This window comes from Acinetobacter sp. Ac_3412, assembly GCF_013072675.1.
Taxonomy (GTDB): domain Bacteria; phylum Pseudomonadota; class Gammaproteobacteria; order Pseudomonadales; family Moraxellaceae; genus Acinetobacter; species Acinetobacter higginsii.
Window position 1 is genome coordinate 67,701 of record NZ_LXUJ01000011.1, and the last position, 16,180, is coordinate 83,880.

The window sequence follows — 16,180 nt, forward strand, 5'->3', positions numbered from 1 at the left end:
GGTGCCTGAATGTTACCCCCAGAAAGTCCTGTAACCTCAATAGCCTTTCCTGCACCTAGGGCGAGTGTTACAGGCACTCCTGATTCAATTTTAGGATATTGTGATGATTCACTTTAGAACTGCATTATTTGCAATTGGCGTAGCCTGCGGCAGTGTTTCGGCCTCAGTTTATGCGGACACAGCATCTGCCGCAATCAACGGATCAGAAGAAGTGGTTGAGCTATTTTTCTCTGCGGCCAAGATAGGCAATGTTGAAGTTTTACAAGAGTTTTTGAAGCATGGTTTTCCGATCGATGTGCAGGATCGCTCCGGTTATAGCGCATTGATGATGGCGAGCTATTACGGGCAAAAAGAAGCGGTCAATGTGTTGATCAAACAAGGTGCCAATCGATGTCTTCGAGACAAGCGTGGACATACCGCCTTAATGGGGGCGATTGTTAAGGCCGAATGGAGCATTGCCAAACAATTGCGTCAGGTCGATTGTGATGTTAATGCCGCAAAAACAGGTCAACTCAGCGCTGAACAGTTTGCAATTCAATTCGGACAACAGCAACGCTTAAAACAGATTCAGGCTGAGCTCTCCAACTAGGTTCTACTATATCTGTAAGCTATTGAATTTAAAAAGACACTGAATCAGATGATTTTGAGAAAAATAACCATCGTCGTAGACAGTCTCATTTCTGGATAAAAGTATGCTTTAATGCTTGAAACAGAATAGATCCTAATTCAGTCATGTCTACACCAATTATTCAATCTTTACTGGATACCGACTTATATAAATTCACCATGTTACAGGTGGTGTTGCATCAGTTTCCGCAAACGCATAGTGTGTATTTATTTCGTTGCCGCAATTTAGAAGATACGGTTTATCCCTTAGTTGATATTTTGGATGACTTGAATCAGCAGCTGGATTTGCTCTGTGAACTACGTTTTGCAGAAGATGAATTGCAGTACTTGCGTTCATTGCGTTTTATTAAAAGTGATTTTGTTGATTATCTGGAATTGTTCCAACTTAAACGTCGTTTTATTCAAGCCAGTATCGATGAGGCTGGGCGTTTAGATATTCGCATTGAAGGCCCGATGGTTCAGGCGATGATGTTTGAGATTTTTGTCTTGGCCATCGTCAATGAATTGTATTTCCGTCGTATTCGTACTGATGAGGTGTTGCTTGAGGGTGAACGCCGTCTGCAACAGAAATTGCTGCAGTTACAGCACTATGCCCAAGAACAACAAGATAAAGAGCCACCATTTTTAGTCTCTGATTTTGGTACGCGTCGTCGTTATAGTTTTGAATGGCAGAAGCATGTGGTGCAAGCCTTTCAGGCCGCTGCACCTAAAGTATTCCGAGGCACCAGTAATGTGCTGTTGGCAAAGCAATTGGGGATTAGCCCGATTGGTACTATGGCACATGAATTCTTACAGGCTTTTCAAGCACTTGATGTGCGTTTGCGTAATTTTCAGAAAGCTGCTTTGGAAGCATGGGTACAAGAGTATCGTGGTGATTTAGGTATTGCTTTGACCGATGTGGTGGGAATGGATGCCTTTTTGCGTGATTTCGATTTGTATTTTGCCAAGTTGTTTGATGGTTTGCGTCATGACAGTGGCGACCCGTATGAATGGGGGGATAAGGCTTATGCACATTATCGCAAACTCAAGATTGATACCAAAACCAAGATGTTAACTTTTAGTGATGGCCTGAATTTAGAAAAAGCATGGTCTTTGCATCAGTATTTTAAAGATCGTTTCCAAGTGAGTTTTGGGATTGGCACCAATTTGACTAATGATATGGGGCAGAAACCATTGAATATTGTGTTGAAATTGGTGGAGTGTAATCGGCAGTCGGTAGCGAAGATTTCAGATAGTCCAGGTAAGACTATGACGGATAATGATACCTTCTTGGCGTATTTACGTCAGGTGTTTGAGATTGAAGAAACAAGCGAGACTTTATAAGTTTAATTCGATACGCGTAAACGTCATCCACAACCTGCGTGATATAAGCAAGAAGTCTTTTTTGCGATACAGTTAAATAGATGAAAGAAGTGAACAGGTTTTGTGGATGACAATGGTTTTGCCTACTTTTGTCGAAACAAAAGTAGGTCGAGCCGAAGGCTTATCCCAATATAGGATGAGAACGCAGTAAGACTCTGTAATGAAAATTCAATTATTTAACCTCTCTATATCTTTTTTTCTGCTAAATGAATGCAAAAAATCAGACAAAGATAAAAAGTCGGCTATGTTAATATCATCCCCAATGCGGATGATAAAACAGCATAACCATGACTGACGTAGATTTGAAACTGGGTTTACTGATTGAGCCTGAACAACTGGTACCGTATTTAGGTAGCGAGTTGATTCGTATTATCGATTTAAGCCGAGCTTCGGTATATGAACAATTGCATATTCCTCATGCGATTCATTTACAACCTAAATACTTGGTTGCACAACAAGAACAAGCCAATGGGGTACTACCTGATTTAGCAGGTTTACAAGCCTTAATCGAAAAATTAAATATTTCACCTCAGCATCATGTCGTGGTCTATGACGATGAAGGGGGGGCTTGGGCAGGGCGTTTAATTTGGAATTTACATTGCCTTGGTTTTAATCGGACCAGTTTGATTAATGGTGGCATTCATGGCTGGTTGGGGGCAGGTTTGCCGACTACCGCGGAAGTTGATCCAGTAAAACCCGTTGTGGATCTGTTTCAGATCGATTTAGATACCGTGCAGCAGCATCGAATTGAATATCACGAATTGTTACAACAAGTCGAACAAGACAATATTCAGCTCTGGGATTGCCGTACCAACGAGGAATATACAGGCTTGCGCCTAGCTGCGCGACGCGGCGGTCACATCCCAAATGCACTGCATTTTGAATGGAGTACTGCCCTAAACCGTGAAAATCATCTAAAATTACACCCGCTTGAACGCACACAACAACGTTTAGAACAATTAGGCTTTAATTTACAACAACCTGTGGTGGTGTACTGTCAGTCTCATCATCGTTCTGGCTTGGCGTATATTTTGGCAAGATTGCTTAACTGGCAGGTGAGAGCCTACGATGGTGCGTGGAGTGAATGGGGCAATCGCCTCGATAGTCCTATTATTTCAGGGGAGTCACCGTCTTGAGTTTTGCAGCAGATTTGAAAAAACAACTCTTTATCAAAGCACAGAATCTTGTGCCGCAACATCAACTCAGCCGTGTTGTCGGTAAGGTTGCCGCAAGTGAAAATGTCTTGGTAAAAACTGCTGTAATTCAGGCATTCAAAGCAAAATATGGCATTGATATGAGCATTGCAGCGCAAAGCAACGCACTGCAATATAAGTCATTTAATGAATTTTTTACCCGTGCGTTAAAAGAGGGTGTCCGTGGTATTGATGAACAAGCTGATAGTATTGTTTGTCCAGCGGATGGTGCGATTTCGCAACTGGGTAAAATCGAAGCAGGTGATATTTTTCAAGCTAAAGGCCAAAGCTTTTCTGCTGAAAAATTGATTGGTGATCCGCAGTTGGCGAAACCATTTATTGATGGTCAATTTGCAACCGTGTATTTATCGCCAAAAGATTATCACCGCGTCCATATGCCATTGGCGGGGACATTGACCGAAACTTTATATATTCCGGGCGAGTTGTTCTCAGTCAATCAAACCACGGCTGAAAATGTACCAGGTTTGTTTGCACGTAATGAGCGTATGGTGTGTTTGTTTGATACCGAACTGGGTCGTATGGCGGTGGTTTTGGTTGGTGCCATGATTGTGGCAGGGATTGAAACGGTTGCCACAGGCAAAGTAAAACCATCTGGCAAAGTTGAATTGCAGCATCACCAAATGAAATTGGATAAAGGTGCAGAGTTAGGTCGTTTCTACCTAGGCTCAACCGCTGTGGTTTTATTTGAAAAAGATAAAATGGTCTGGGAAGAACAGTTTAAAGCCAATTCGACGGTGGTGATGGGTGAGCGTTTAGGTCATTCGGTTTAATTTAGATGTGATTTTAAAAAGCTCCAAAATTGGGGCTTTTTATTTATAGTTTAATTCTTATATATTTTGTATGACGTGAAATAGTCTTAGATAATTTAAAATAAAGGCAAATAATGATGAAATTTTTAATACCACAACTCTCATTTTTTGAATTTTTAGGAATACTTACTTTTGCAACAATATTCAGTAATTATTTTCTGGATCGACCATTGATCAATATGACGATTTTTATATTGTATTGTATTTTTGCAGGGATATTATCCAGTTTAAATTTTTATATCCGTTATAAAAGACACACAACCATTTCTGATTAATTTTGATTCTTATTTATGAGCTCATCTTCGGTAGATCAAACATATGATTGAAGATATCAGATATTTAATTATTTTTGCAAAAATTGCTGAGTTTGGTTCAATTTCAAAAGGTGCTAAAGCATTAGGTTTATCCACAGCAACTGTCAGTCTGCATTTAGCCAAGTTAGAAAAAAATTTGGAATGTGCTTTATTTTATCGAAATACACGGAAAATGACCTTAACTCATGATGGGCAAAAACTTTTAGATACAGCCCAAGTCATGTTGGAAACCTATGAATTAGGTATTTCAGATTTTAAGCAACGTTCTATTCTTAGAAAGACACAGCTGCATATTTCTATTCCAGCGGTTTTTATTCACAGTGAGTTGATGCGCTGTATCACGACATTTTGTGAGGCATATAAGGACTTAACTGTGCATATCACCTGTGATGATAGTCGGACAGATTTGATCGCTGAGAATGTGGATATTGCTGTTCGAATTGGTGAGCTTCCAGATAGTTCATTTAAAGCTCGCTATTTATTTCCTTTAGCCCGAAGTATTGTTGCAACACCTGAATTTTTAAGCCAACAGCAACCCATTACTCATCCTAAAGAGCTGATCAATATGAAATGGATTGGTTTGAGTATGAGAAAAAATAAAAGAATATTGCGGCATCAACACACAGGTGAGGAAGTCGAAATTTGCTATCAGCCTCATATTTATGTGAATAATGTTGAAGCCACGTATCGTCTGGCAAAATTAAATGCAGGACTGGCAGCGCCTCCTGATGAGTTAATCCAAGCTGATCTTGAACAGCAAAATATTGTGAAAGTTCTACCGAATTGGACACTTGAGCCGCTGAGTGTGTATGCGGTTTGGCCTGCCAATATTCCAATCAATAGTATTGCACATGCTTTGATTGAGCGAATTTATCAATCATTTAACTCCAAAATAGTTTGATGAGCATGTAGCTTGATAGAATGATTAACGACCCACCCATTATGGTATTCAGGATTTTGAGCTGGCGTGAGTTGGTTAATATTTTGGCGAGTTTATGCCCAGAAATGCCCCAAAGCATTAAACAGATATAGCAGGTAATGAAATAGATGAGAGTAAACAAAATAAAGGGATGATAACTCACGGGGGAGGAAAATAATGAGATACCAGAGAGGCAGGCAATCCATGCTTTGGGATTGAGCCACTGTAAGAGAAATCCATCTATAAAATTGGCTGCCGCAATATTGTTTGATATTTCAACTTCTGCTTTTGAACATATAATTTTTTGCCCGATATAGAAAATAAATAAGCTGCCTAAAACCTCAAGGATCATAAAAAATGTCGGGTAATGCATGATGGTTTTAGATATCCCAAAACCTAAAAATATAAGCAGTAAACTAAAGCCAATGCTTGCACCTGAGATAAAGGGCAGTGTTTTTCTAAATCCATACATTAAGCTGGAGGAGAGAATGGAAATATTGATGGGTCCTGGTGAGATGGACATCGTGAATGAAAAAATAAACATACTGAAAAGAATGGAAAGCTGCATGGTTATGGTCTTTTGAGATCAAGCTTAAAAGCAGATGATACAGCGTGGTTTAAATAAGATTAGTCTGGTTTTATCAAAAGCAGATTTTGATTTTTTGAAGTTTTAAAGCTAAAAGGTAATGCATTTTATTTATCAAAAATAAACATTATTGTGCTCATGAGTTGAGTATCTTATCTAAAAATTATAGCTGTTAGAAATAATGAAAATTTACCAAGTAGATGCTTTCAGTAATCAACTCTTTAAAGGAAATCCTGCTGCAGTTGTCTTGCTAGAACAGTGGTTAGATGAGCATATCATGCAGAATATTGCATTAGAGAATAATTTGTCTGAGACCAGTTTTGCTAGAAAAATTGATGATCAAAATTATGAAATTAAATGGTTTTCACCGGTAAAAGAAGTACAGTTTTGTGGTTATGGCACGCTAGCGACCAGTTTTATTATTTTTAGGAATCAGCCTGAAATTGAGTCATTGGTCTTTCACGTCCCGCACTTAGGTGAGTTTTTTATTACTCGTGGTGAAAACGGACAGATCAAAATGAACTTTCCGATACAAATGCCACATCGCTTGGAGATGATTCCTCATACATTAAAAGACAGCCTGTCTCAAGAAATCTCTGAGGTTTATATCAATCCACAGGCCTATATTGTGGTCTATCCTAATACCCAGGCTGTTTTAAATGAACAACCGAATTTTGATTTGATTAAAAACTCGGTGGGCGGCGTGTTGCAATCACCACACTAAATGATGCTGTAGAAGAAAGACTTGCTCGGTTTGATATCATTTCCCGTTACTTTACGCCGTCTATGGGAATAGATGAAGATCCAGTCACAGGTTCATTACATACGTCACTGATACCACTGTGGCAGCCATTACTTAAAAAAGAAAATATTGTCGCTTATCAAGCTTCAAAACGCGGGGGTGTGCTGCATTGCAAGTTACTAGAACATGATCGAATTGAAATCGCAGGCGAGTGTCGCTTATATCTAGAAGGTGAAATTTTCATTTAATTAATAAACTAAAAATCCATGTACGTTTTTGCTTACATCGATTAGGGGCAATGTCCCATTTTCAGACTCAGCCGAATTGCCTAATATGAACTCATCAGGAACAGGAAGTTCCAGAACATAAAACAAGAATGATAAGTTTGCGCATCAGGACGTGAGATATGACAGGAGTTGTATCTAGTGAAAGGAATACGAAAAAGCCCGACAGGATGTCGGGCTTTTTTCATTTGAGCTAAAGCTCAGTCAATTTTTAGCTCATCTGCTTGGCACTATAATAAGCATGAATCGAGGCTGCACAACGTTCAATAATCGAGTCTTCATCCTTTTTCCAGATGAGCTTCACTTCACTGAGGGTACTCTCGTCCTGAATCGGAATCAGTCTGACATTGCTGGGTAAAATCACTTTAAACTCTTCAGGCACAATACAAATGCCAAAACCATTAGCGACCAGTTCCAGTTGAGATCTTTTTCTTGAGTAGATTCTGGTTCTTTGGGGACTAAAACCATTCACCAAACATAAATTGGCTGCCAAATAGCTTAAGCCACCACGGGCTTTATGCGGTACAGAAACAAAATTTAATGGCTCTAATTCACGGATCGATATACTTTCTTTTTCACTTAATAATGGATCTGCGATATGGGCAGCAACATATAAGGGAGCCGTGTATAGACTGATCGAATTGATATCATTTAAATTGTGATAAATCGGGGGCCGAATAAAGCCTAAATCAATTGTCCCATTCAACAAATATTCGAGCTGTAATTCAGAGGATAGGGTATTCATTTCGATATCAATGTTATGGGTATCACAGAGCTGCTCAAAGATTTCCAACTTGTTTTGATCCAGCACAATACTACTGGAGTGCGCGATTTTAATGATTCGACCTTCACCACGGCTGATACTTTGGGCGCTGACAATCGAACTTTTTAAATGATCAATATTGGTTTTTAGACTTTTATACAGGGCTTCCCCTGCAGGTGTGAGTCTAATTTTCTTCTCGGATCGATCAAAAATTTCAAAACCGATTTCTTCTTCTAAATTTTTAATTTGTCTGCTGAGGGCAGATTGAGCAATAAATAGCTTTTCCGAGGCAGCAATAAAGCCCCCAGTTTCAACAATTGTGATTAGATAATTGAATTGTTTGAATGTCCACATATCTCAAAATTAGATCATTGCTTGTTTTTTCTATATTAGATTAGATGGAAGAAATCTTATACCTTTTTTATAGATCCTTGATTTAGGTGGCTGAACATGACAATGAGAAATAAGATTTTGACCTTGATTACTGCTGTAGTGATTTGTTTACTGGCGCAAAGCTACGATCAGTATATGGGTGTGATGAAGACAGAGCAGACTATTGATTTATTGGGAGATTGATAAGTTTTCCGTACCCAGTTCCATATAATTACTGACTTTTTAAAGGATGAGAAAGCTCAGCAGTGTACGCTTTTTCTTACATTGATTAGGGGCAATGTCCCATTTTCAGCCAAGGCTGAATTGCCTAATATGAACTCATCAGGAACAGGAAGTTCCAGAACATAAAACAAGAATGATAAGTTTGTGCATCAGGACGTGAGGATATGACAGGAGTTATATCTAGTGAAAGGAATACGAAAAAGCCTGACTTGGATGTTGGGCTTTTTTTATGCGCGATGGATTTGTTTTTCCCACAGCTCAATCAAAAGCTGCATGGATTTGCTCAGTGGTTTATAAGCTGGCCAAATGGCATGAATCGGCATATCCAGCCCATTGGTGGTATCGAGAAAGGCTAAGCGCACCAGACTTTGTTTGGCAAAATGTGTTTGCACTACGGAAAGCGGAAAATTACCCCAACCCAGGCCTTGTTCCACCATATCAATGGCCATGGATAAATTGTCGCTATACCAATAAGAGTCCGAGACCAAAACCCGACTGTCAGGTAGAGGGTAATTTTTGCTTGCAACAATAATCTGTCTGAGTTCAGATAACATGGTGAGTTCATTCTTATTATGTGCTTTGAGCTGTTGTGCATCTTTCGGTGAAACCGCAGCAACGAATTGTTCCATACCCAGTAAACGGAAACGCTCATTGTTATCGAGTTGTGATGAGCTATAAGCGATATAGAGATCAATTTCGTTATTGTGTTGCCGTGTTTTGAGCTCTTGTTGTGGTGCACTGACTATTTCAATATTTAACAAGGGATAGCGTTGAATCAGCTGTTCAATCCCTGCCAATAAAAACTTTTGATTCACATCTGCAGCGATGCCAATGCAAAGACTGGTTTCTAATCCCGTTGAAAGTTCGGTCAAATGCAGGTCGAGCTGACGTAATTTGGTCACAATCAGTCGGGCATGCGGTTCGATTGAAAGTGCAACCTCTGTGGGGGCAAGGTGGTTTTTACTGCGTTCAAATAATTTTAAATTCAATTCTGCTTCAAGATTGGCAATCGCCATGCTGACTGCTGAAGGGACTCGATTTAACGCACGTGCCGCTGCGGAAAAATTACCACGATCCATAATTTCAAGAATCAGTTCAAGCTGCTCACGACTGAGTTTCATGGCAATTTCCTTGTCAGTAAATCTGATGACGATTGACTTTTTTTATCAAATTTAAGGCGTAAAATCCACTCATTATTGATTTTAAGGTGTGGTCATGCAAGGAACCAAGAGAAGAGTCACTTACGTATTTTTCTATGAAGTTTTGAGCTTTTTTATCTGTGCGATGGTGTTGGCGGTGCTTTCAGGTACCACCATCAGTCATACAGGACCTTTGTCGATCTTGATTGCTGTGATCGCAGTGACAGTCAATTTCTTTTATAACTATGTATTTGAGATGTGGGAAAAGAAGCAGACATCAAAAAAACGTACGGTACTCAGACGTGTGGCACATGCCATAGGCTTTCAAATTGTCTTGGTGACAATTTTGATTCCCTTGATTGCTTGGTGGATGCAGATCAGTTTAGTCAAAGCTTTCCTGCTCGATTTTAGTTTGATGGTGCTGATTCCATGTTATACCTTTGTTTATAATTACTTTTTTGATCATATTTTTGGTTTACCTAGCCATTTGGTTGAGCCAGCAGCACTGAATGCCAAAACCAGCTCATAATTGACAGTTTTATGGTTAAATTCATAAAAAAGTGTGCATAAATTGCACTCTTTTTTATGTGAAATATAAATTATTTCCGTGGCTGAATTTAAATCATTAAAGTCGAATCCAGGTCATATTACGGAAACTATTATTGTTTGGGTTTTTCGCATTGATACTCAGCATTTTGCCTGTTTTGCTTAAACGAGCATTCAGGTTATATTTTTGGCCATCATAAGGATTGAGCCAAACGCCTTGTACAAATTCCTCATTTTGATTCAACATCTTTAGACCAGTTAGGACTTCCATGCCGATAATCTGTTGGTTTTTTAAAGCGCCAGAACATGCTGTACATAAGGTCGGTGCGGCCTCCTTGGCAGAGGGGTACATTTTGACAATCACCGCACTGTATTGTTCGGTCGCAGAATGCCTGCGAATGACGATATCAGACAGGTACGAGCCCGTACGCTCATCGACTACTTTCCACGTCCCAATCAGTGGGTCTGTTGGAGCAGCATGTATTGCCAAAGGGGTATTGAGTCCAAGTAAGAGAATACAAGCACGAAGATAAGGTGTATTTAGCATGAGGAATACATCGAAAAATATAAATAATGAAATTAAACAACAATTTATTATATTATTTTAGTGGAATGATCACATCATATTTAAGGGAACTTGGCAGTTCCCGTCACGCTTAAATCATGCGGTATAAGCGTTCTTTCGGGAACACTGCGGTAAAGGTCGAGCCTTCATTTTCTTTAGAGGTGATTTCCAGATGCGCTCCGTGTTGCATTAACACGTGTTTCACAATTGCCAATCCAAGTCCAGTTCCACCTGTTTGACGGCTACGTGCGCTATCGACACGATAGAAACGCTCTGTTAAACGTGGCAAATGTTTGGGGTTAATCCCGATCCCATTATCCTGTACGGTGAAGTACGCATGATCGCCATCTTCATGCCAGCCAATGGTGATAATGCCGCCAGCAGGGGTGTATTTAATCGCATTGGTGATTAAGTTGCTGAATGCACTGGCAATTTCGATATCGGAACCGATCAGGTCGCAATGGCTATCAATATCCAGATTCAAGGTATGACCATAATCGAGATTGTAGGCGCGGGCATCATCAAAGATTTGATTCATCAGATTGGCCATATCAATAATCTGATTTTTCGCGACTTTTTTATTATTTTCTAAATTAGATAGCAACAATAAATCATTAACCAAAGCATTCATACGCTTGGTTTGTGACTGCATTTGTGTGAAAGCGCGTTTCCAGCGCGGGGTAATGTCATCTTGATCAATAAAGGTTTCGATATAACCACTGAGTACGGTAAGCGGTGTACGTAATTCATGTGAAATATTATCAACAAAGTCTTTACGCATTTGCTCGAGGTTATGTACTCGTGTGGTGTCATAAGCAACCAATAGACGACTTTCGCCACCGAAGCGAGTCAGTTTGACTTGTACATAACGATCTTCATCCATCTGCGCTTGTAGACGGATGCCATCAGGAGATTGATCACTGTGGTTAAAATATTCAATAAAACTGGGTTGGCGCAGAATCGACAATAAGTTGCGGCCACGATCTAAGGGACTAATGCCTAACAGTTTTTCAGCGGCAGGGTTCCACCATTCGATTTGATGCTGATCATCAATTAAGACCACGGCTTCGGCCAATGCCACCAAAGAAGATTGTGCGCGATCAATCAAACCCACCATTTCGGCTTGAACAATGCGTTCTTGACGCTGTGCGCGGTAGACATTGAACAGCAATGCGCCCCAAATCCCGTTCAGATTTGGGGGGACATCATAAGGGCGATTGGAAATCCATTCATTGACCAGATAAAGCGAGCGGAGCTGTAGCATGAAAAACAGCACAAAGGCGACAAAAATACAGCTCCAGAAGTAACCCACCCCGAATCCGACTAAGCTCGCAATTAATAAGAAAAAAAGTAACAGTCTTAAATCTTGCTTTGCAAAGGTCCATAAACTGCTATAGCGAAAACGTTGGTGTTCACGTGCTAGTTCAGGGACGGGGTAAGGTTCATACATAAAGGATTTTTAACCTACTGCTAAATCTGCTCGTGTCGAGAAGCGATAACCTGTGCCACGAACGGTTTGTACAAAACGGTCGACACCAAAAGGCTCTAACACTTTGCGTAAACGACGAATATGCACATCAATGGTACGGTCTTCGATATAGACATTACCACCCCAGACTTGATCTAGGAGTTGAGCGCGCGTATAGGCACGCTCAGGATGCGTCATAAAGAAGGCCAATAAACGATATTCAGTTGGACCCATCTCTAAAATACTGTTGCCGAAACTCACGCGCTGGCTGACAGGATCAAGTAATAAGCCATTGGCATCAATCACTTTCTCACCGCTCAAGGCATTGGCACGACGTAATACCGCTTTGATACGAGACACCAGTTCACGGGTTGAAAATGGCTTGGTCATATAATCGTCTGCACCCGCATCAAGACCTTGTACTTTATGGTCTTCTTCGCCACGTGCAGTCAGCATGATTACAGGAATCTCGGCCAAGTTTTCATCGCGTTTGAGGCGGCGGCATAAATCTACACCACTCACACCACCCGGTAGCATCCAATCCAGCAAAATAAGCGCAGGACGCTGATCAACGATAATCTGATGCGCTTGTTTGGCATCCTCTGCTTGTAAACATTGGAAGCCTGCCATATCTAAAGAGGTATGGATCATTTCGCGGATCGGTAGCTCATCATCGACAATTAAAATATAGTCATCTTTCACAGCGCAATACCCTTAAAATCTGTAACGGTTTAACCGTTTTGTTGTTATGACAGGCTTATTACAAAGATTAATTATGACAATATCATTGCAAAAGAATTAATAAAGTCGAATTTAGCAATAAATTGTGACAATCGTAGGGCAGCATGGTGACGGATTTATGACAATCTGCTTAGCAATAAAGCAAATAAATTCATTTGCTTAACTGAAGTGTAGTTTAACAGCTTTGCGTGTCACAAAACTGTAAAACGATTTTAATTTTTTTGCGAGGTTGTTTCGATAAAAGACAAAAAGACAGCACAGCAGGCTGACAAAACATCTTCTAGAGGCTGTTTGAAGCCTTCTGAGACCCAGCGAATAATAATATGCGTAACATAACCATTTAAGCCCGTTGCCATGAGCGAGACTTCTTCAGTGCTATGTGGGGCATTGGGCATGGTGATCATCACAAAGCCTTGAATGATACGATCGAACTGGGTCAACGTCTCTTGAATGGTGGCTTGATTATGCAGATCTTGCACCAGCATGGCATCAATATAAATAATCCGTGCCATACGAGGATCATCTTTAATCGCACCCAATAAAGCCGACAAACCTGCAGTTACCATATTCTTGGGTTCTGGCGCAGCCATCAGAACAGCTTGGGTTAAGCAGGTTTGCATTTTTTCAATCATTTTTAAGAACACGGTTTGAAACAGTTCTTCGCTTTTCTTAAAAGATTCATAAAAATAGCGTTCAGTCAGCTTGGCTTCATTACAGACATCTTTGACGGTAACCGAGAAAAAGCCTTGTGTGCCGTAGGTTGCAATACCTGCCTCAATCAATTTTTCACGACGTGCTTCTTTGCGCTCGGTTAAAGAAAGACCTTTAAATTGTCGTTCTTTCGCTTCTGTATTCTTTTTCTTGCTTGTCGCTTGATCTTGAGTTGCCATTGAGAAAACCGTTCCCTAAAAAGTCTTTAAATCGTGTGTCTAATATTTGCATTTCAACCATGTTGTGCTGACTAGCATAACCAAATTTTGAAAATATGCCTTGTCTCTTTTAAACATCATCAGTCATGAAATGTAAATAGGCCTATTATGACATGTAGGATGTTGGTTATTGCCATTTGTCTTAAAGCTAGAGTGTACTATATTGACAACACGTATTGTCAAAATTATATTGGTTACAGGTTAAACAGCACATGGTCTGAGCGAATATGTGCGTATCATTCGCAGTACAAAGGATAGGCAATGAAAAATTTTAAAAATAAAGTCGCAGCGATCACCGGTGCAGGTTCTGGGATTGGACAACAATTGGCAGTTTTATTGGCGAAACAAGGTTGCCATTTGTCATTGAGTGATATCAATGAAAAAGGCCTGACGCAAACTGTTGAATTAGTGAAGCAGTACCCAGTGACAGTGACCACAAAAGTACTCGATGTTTCAAACCGCGATGCGGTGAAGCAGTGGGCGCAAGAGACTGTACAGGATCATGGCTCAGTCAATTTGATCTTCAATAACGCAGGCGTAGCACTTGGCTCAACCGTCGAAGGTGCGAGCTATGAAGATTTAGAATGGATTGTTGGAATCAATTTCTGGGGTGTGGTCTATGGCACCAAAGAATTTCTGCCATTCATCAAACAAACCAAAGATGGTCACATCATCAACATCTCTAGTATTTTTGGTTTAACCTCGCAACCAACCCAATCCGCGTATAACGCAACCAAATTTGCGGTGCGCGGTTTTACTGAATCACTGCGCCAAGAATTAGATATTGAGAAGGGCGGAGTCAGCTCACTCTGCGTACACCCAGGCGGGATTCGTACCAATATCGCCAAAGCAGCGAAAATGAATGACAGTTTGAAGAGCTTGGGCATGGACCCGAACAAATCAATCAAGCAATTTGACAAGTTCCTGCGCACCCCACCAGAAGAAGCAGCTCGTCAAATTTTAAATGCAGTATTGAAAGATAAACGCCGTTTATTGATTGGTACCGATGCGCGTATCGTGGATTCGTTCCAACGTTTATTCCCGACGGGTTATCAACGTATTGCAGCGCTTGCAACCAAGATGATGTAAGTCATCAGCATGAAAAAAGCCATTCTCTGTGAATGGCTTTTTTATTTGCATCAGAATGTGATTTTAGATCAGCACTTTAATCTTGGTATTTTTCCAAAAGAATTGATAATAAAAGGCTTGGAACAGACATAGACAAACAAAGGACAGTGCATAGGCAATCCAAATCCCCGTTAAGCCCCACAATGAGCTAAACCAATACGCGCACGGCACTTCGATCAGAACAATCGTGAAAATATTGATCAGCATTGGGATATTGACGGCACCACTGGCACGCATAATCGATGCAAAAATAGCACTGGCACCAAAGAACAGAATCGACCACAACACGATAAATAATAATTGTTGACCCAGCTCAATTACGCTGTGATCGGTAATAAACAGTGCCATCAGATATTTTGAGAACAAATAAGCCAAGGCAATCAAACTACCGGTAAATAAGAAATTCATACCTAAAGCGGTACGGGTGACTTTGGCCAATAAATCAGGCTTACCTGCACCAATTGCTTGTGCTGCAAAAATCGAAGCGGCAATCGAAATCGACAAGGCTGGAAATTGAATGTAGTTCAGTACTTGATTGACTGCGCCATAAGCTGCGGTAGCGTGTGCACCATAATGGTTAATCAAGCCAATAATCACCAAACCAGCCAAGGAAGTGGTGACCATCTGAATCCCTGTTGGAATACCGAGTTTTAAAATTAATTTACTCAGTTCAGCATCGTGGCGAATATGTTGCAGCAATAGCCCATCAATTTTTAGCGGATGGTTTTTATAGTTTAGATAAATTGCTAAGAAAATCAGCACAGCGGCATAACCGATAATGGTTGCAATCGCAGGGGCAACAATACCTAAAGCCGGAAAACCAAAATAACCTTTCAGTAAAACGGGGGTTACGCCCAAACCAATCAAGCTAGTGAGGCTCAGTGCAATCAGTGGTGTCACACTATCACCGACACCACGCAGAATCGAAGTATAAATAATATAGACGAACAGTAAGGGGCTGCCCACCAACATCCATTGCACATAAGGCAAGGACAGGTGCATCACTTTAGGATCGGTACCCAGCAACTCCAAAATATGTTTGGCGAAGATCAGGCCCAAGACCGCAATAATGCTGCCACCGATCAAGGTCATAAATACGGTTGAACCAATCACAGAACGGACTTTTTCTAGATTCTGTGCGCCCCATGCCTGCCCAATCAGCACCGTGGAGCCTGCGGAAATCCCGATCACAAAAGCCAGTAAAAAGAACAGGATGGGGAAGAATACCGAGACTGCGGCAATTGCATTTACTCCCATCATTTGCCCGACAAAGATGGTATTAATGGTTCCCGACAGGTTTTGTAAAATATTGGTGGCAATCAGCGGTACCAGAAACACAAAAAAGGTTTTCCAGAGATTCGGTTGCATGACCAAGGGTTGGCGTGGTGTCATTCAGTTTCCTTCACGCTTCATCCTGAAACGATTGTAT

General features: G+C 40.6%; 16 protein-coding genes and 1 pseudogene. 9 read left to right on the forward strand and 8 right to left on the reverse strand.

Translation table 11 applies throughout. From position 1 onward, the window contains the following. Nucleotides 1-103 precede the first annotated feature (103 nt). From A7P54_RS13085 to A7P54_RS13105, 5 genes are all read left to right on the forward strand, one after another. Nucleotides 104-589, forward strand: coding sequence for an ankyrin repeat domain-containing protein (locus tag A7P54_RS13085; protein ID WP_171549845.1), 486 nt, complete (start codon nt 104-106; stop codon nt 587-589). Nucleotides 590-732: 143 nt separating this feature from the next. Next, on the forward strand, nt 733-1,950 hold the full coding sequence (pncB, locus tag A7P54_RS13090) for a nicotinate phosphoribosyltransferase (protein ID WP_171549846.1): 1,218 nt from the start codon (nt 733-735) through the stop codon (nt 1,948-1,950). Nucleotides 1,951-2,276: 326 nt separating this feature from the next. After that, nucleotides 2,277-3,125, forward strand: a complete 849-nt coding sequence (locus tag A7P54_RS13095) for a rhodanese-like domain-containing protein (protein WP_171549847.1) — start codon at nt 2,277-2,279, stop codon at nt 3,123-3,125. Beyond that, nucleotides 3,122-3,973: an archaetidylserine decarboxylase gene (asd, locus tag A7P54_RS13100; protein ID WP_005201664.1), complete on the forward strand. Its 852-nt coding sequence runs from the start codon at nt 3,122-3,124 to the stop codon at nt 3,971-3,973. The genes A7P54_RS13095 and asd overlap by 4 nt, the downstream gene beginning before the upstream one ends. A gap of 357 nt (nt 3,974-4,330) precedes the next feature. Further along, nucleotides 4,331-5,227, forward strand: coding sequence for a LysR family transcriptional regulator (locus tag A7P54_RS13105; protein WP_171549848.1), 897 nt, complete (start codon nt 4,331-4,333; stop codon nt 5,225-5,227). Here A7P54_RS13105 and A7P54_RS13110 read toward each other — a convergent pair. Continuing rightward, complete coding sequence (locus A7P54_RS13110) at nt 5,208-5,813, reverse strand: LysE family translocator (protein ID WP_171549849.1); 606 nt, start codon at nt 5,811-5,813, stop codon at nt 5,208-5,210. The two genes, A7P54_RS13105 and A7P54_RS13110, sit on opposite strands and share 20 nt — an antisense overlap. 199 nt (nt 5,814-6,012) lie before the next feature. Here A7P54_RS13110 and A7P54_RS13115 point away from each other — a divergent pair. Then, a pseudogene (locus tag A7P54_RS13115) lies at nt 6,013-6,821 on the forward strand (PhzF family phenazine biosynthesis protein). 247 nt (nt 6,822-7,068) lie between these two features. Here A7P54_RS13115 and A7P54_RS13120 read toward each other — a convergent pair. Further along, complete coding sequence (locus A7P54_RS13120) at nt 7,069-7,974, reverse strand: LysR family transcriptional regulator (protein WP_171549850.1); 906 nt, start codon at nt 7,972-7,974, stop codon at nt 7,069-7,071. A gap of 96 nt (nt 7,975-8,070) precedes the next feature. On the opposite strand from A7P54_RS13120, the gene A7P54_RS19040 reads away from it, so the two are divergent. Then, on the forward strand, nt 8,071-8,196 hold the full coding sequence (locus A7P54_RS19040; protein ID WP_289846872.1) for a hypothetical protein: 126 nt from the start codon (nt 8,071-8,073) through the stop codon (nt 8,194-8,196). A gap of 266 nt (nt 8,197-8,462) precedes the next feature. Here the strand turns inward: A7P54_RS19040 and A7P54_RS13125 are convergent, their stop codons facing one another. Next, the gene (locus A7P54_RS13125) at nt 8,463-9,356 is read right to left on the reverse strand and encodes a LysR family transcriptional regulator (RefSeq protein WP_171549851.1); all 894 of its coding nucleotides are present in this window, start codon (nt 9,354-9,356) and stop codon (nt 8,463-8,465) included. Nucleotides 9,357-9,450: 94 nt separating this feature from the next. On the opposite strand from A7P54_RS13125, the gene A7P54_RS13130 reads away from it, so the two are divergent. Then, a complete protein-coding gene (locus A7P54_RS13130) occupies nt 9,451-9,903 on the forward strand; it encodes a PACE efflux transporter (RefSeq protein ID WP_171549852.1) in 453 nt (150 codons plus the stop codon). Nucleotides 9,904-9,999: 96 nt separating this feature from the next. Here A7P54_RS13130 and A7P54_RS13135 read toward each other — a convergent pair whose 3' ends face one another. The 4 genes from A7P54_RS13135 to A7P54_RS13150 all read right to left on the reverse strand — a co-directional run bounded on the left by A7P54_RS13135 (nt 10,000) and on the right by A7P54_RS13150 (nt 13,584). Continuing rightward, the gene (locus A7P54_RS13135) at nt 10,000-10,467 is read right to left on the reverse strand and encodes a DUF2147 domain-containing protein (protein ID WP_171549853.1); all 468 of its coding nucleotides are present in this window, start codon (nt 10,465-10,467) and stop codon (nt 10,000-10,002) included. Nucleotides 10,468-10,576: 109 nt separating this feature from the next. Next, entirely contained in the window at nt 10,577-11,935 is a 1,359-nt protein-coding gene (phoR, locus tag A7P54_RS13140; RefSeq protein ID WP_171549854.1) for a phosphate regulon sensor histidine kinase PhoR, read from the reverse strand. Nucleotides 11,936-11,944: 9 nt separating this feature from the next. Then, nucleotides 11,945-12,655: a phosphate regulon transcriptional regulator PhoB gene (gene phoB, locus A7P54_RS13145; RefSeq protein ID WP_004803505.1), complete on the reverse strand. Its 711-nt coding sequence runs from the start codon at nt 12,653-12,655 to the stop codon at nt 11,945-11,947. Between the two features lie 251 nt (nt 12,656-12,906). Beyond that, nucleotides 12,907-13,584: a TetR/AcrR family transcriptional regulator gene (locus tag A7P54_RS13150; protein WP_004803508.1), complete on the reverse strand. Its 678-nt coding sequence runs from the start codon at nt 13,582-13,584 to the stop codon at nt 12,907-12,909. Between the two features lie 300 nt (nt 13,585-13,884). Here A7P54_RS13150 and A7P54_RS13155 point away from each other — a divergent pair, with 300 nt between their 5' ends. Beyond that, the gene (locus A7P54_RS13155) at nt 13,885-14,712 is read left to right on the forward strand and encodes an SDR family oxidoreductase (protein ID WP_004657060.1); all 828 of its coding nucleotides are present in this window, start codon (nt 13,885-13,887) and stop codon (nt 14,710-14,712) included. A gap of 63 nt (nt 14,713-14,775) precedes the next feature. On the opposite strand, the gene A7P54_RS13160 is transcribed toward A7P54_RS13155, so the two are convergent. Beyond that, nucleotides 14,776-16,143 carry an MATE family efflux transporter gene (locus tag A7P54_RS13160; RefSeq protein WP_171549855.1) on the reverse strand — a complete coding sequence of 456 codons (1,368 nt, stop codon included), beginning with the start codon at nt 16,141-16,143 and terminating at the stop codon, nt 14,776-14,778. Nucleotides 16,144-16,180 lie beyond the last annotated feature (37 nt).

Excerpts from the sequence above, each read along its gene's own strand:
- A7P54_RS13085 (WP_171549845.1), top strand. The coding sequence starts at position 104 with ATGATTCACTTTAGAACTGCATTATTTGCAATTGGCGTAGCCTGCGGC.
- pncB (WP_171549846.1), top strand. The coding sequence starts at position 733 with ATGTCTACACCAATTATTCAATCTTTACTGGATACCGACTTATATAAA.
- A7P54_RS13095 (WP_171549847.1), top strand. The coding sequence starts at position 2,277 with ATGACTGACGTAGATTTGAAACTGGGTTTACTGATTGAGCCTGAACAA.
- A7P54_RS13105 (WP_171549848.1), top strand. The coding sequence starts at position 4,331 with ATGATTGAAGATATCAGATATTTAATTATTTTTGCAAAAATTGCTGAG.
- A7P54_RS13110 (WP_171549849.1), bottom strand. The coding sequence starts at position 5,813 with ATGCAGCTTTCCATTCTTTTCAGTATGTTTATTTTTTCATTCACGATG.
- A7P54_RS13120 (WP_171549850.1), bottom strand. The coding sequence starts at position 7,974 with ATGTGGACATTCAAACAATTCAATTATCTAATCACAATTGTTGAAACT.
- A7P54_RS19040 (WP_289846872.1), top strand. The coding sequence starts at position 8,071 with ATGACAATGAGAAATAAGATTTTGACCTTGATTACTGCTGTAGTGATT.
- A7P54_RS13125 (WP_171549851.1), bottom strand. The coding sequence starts at position 9,356 with ATGAAACTCAGTCGTGAGCAGCTTGAACTGATTCTTGAAATTATGGAT.
- A7P54_RS13130 (WP_171549852.1), top strand. The coding sequence starts at position 9,451 with ATGCAAGGAACCAAGAGAAGAGTCACTTACGTATTTTTCTATGAAGTT.
- A7P54_RS13135 (WP_171549853.1), bottom strand. The coding sequence starts at position 10,467 with ATGCTAAATACACCTTATCTTCGTGCTTGTATTCTCTTACTTGGACTC.
- phoR (WP_171549854.1), bottom strand. The coding sequence starts at position 11,935 with ATGTATGAACCTTACCCCGTCCCTGAACTAGCACGTGAACACCAACGT.
- A7P54_RS13150 (WP_004803508.1), bottom strand. The coding sequence starts at position 13,584 with ATGGCAACTCAAGATCAAGCGACAAGCAAGAAAAAGAATACAGAAGCG.
- A7P54_RS13155 (WP_004657060.1), top strand. The coding sequence starts at position 13,885 with ATGAAAAATTTTAAAAATAAAGTCGCAGCGATCACCGGTGCAGGTTCT.
- A7P54_RS13160 (WP_171549855.1), bottom strand. The coding sequence starts at position 16,143 with ATGACACCACGCCAACCCTTGGTCATGCAACCGAATCTCTGGAAAACC.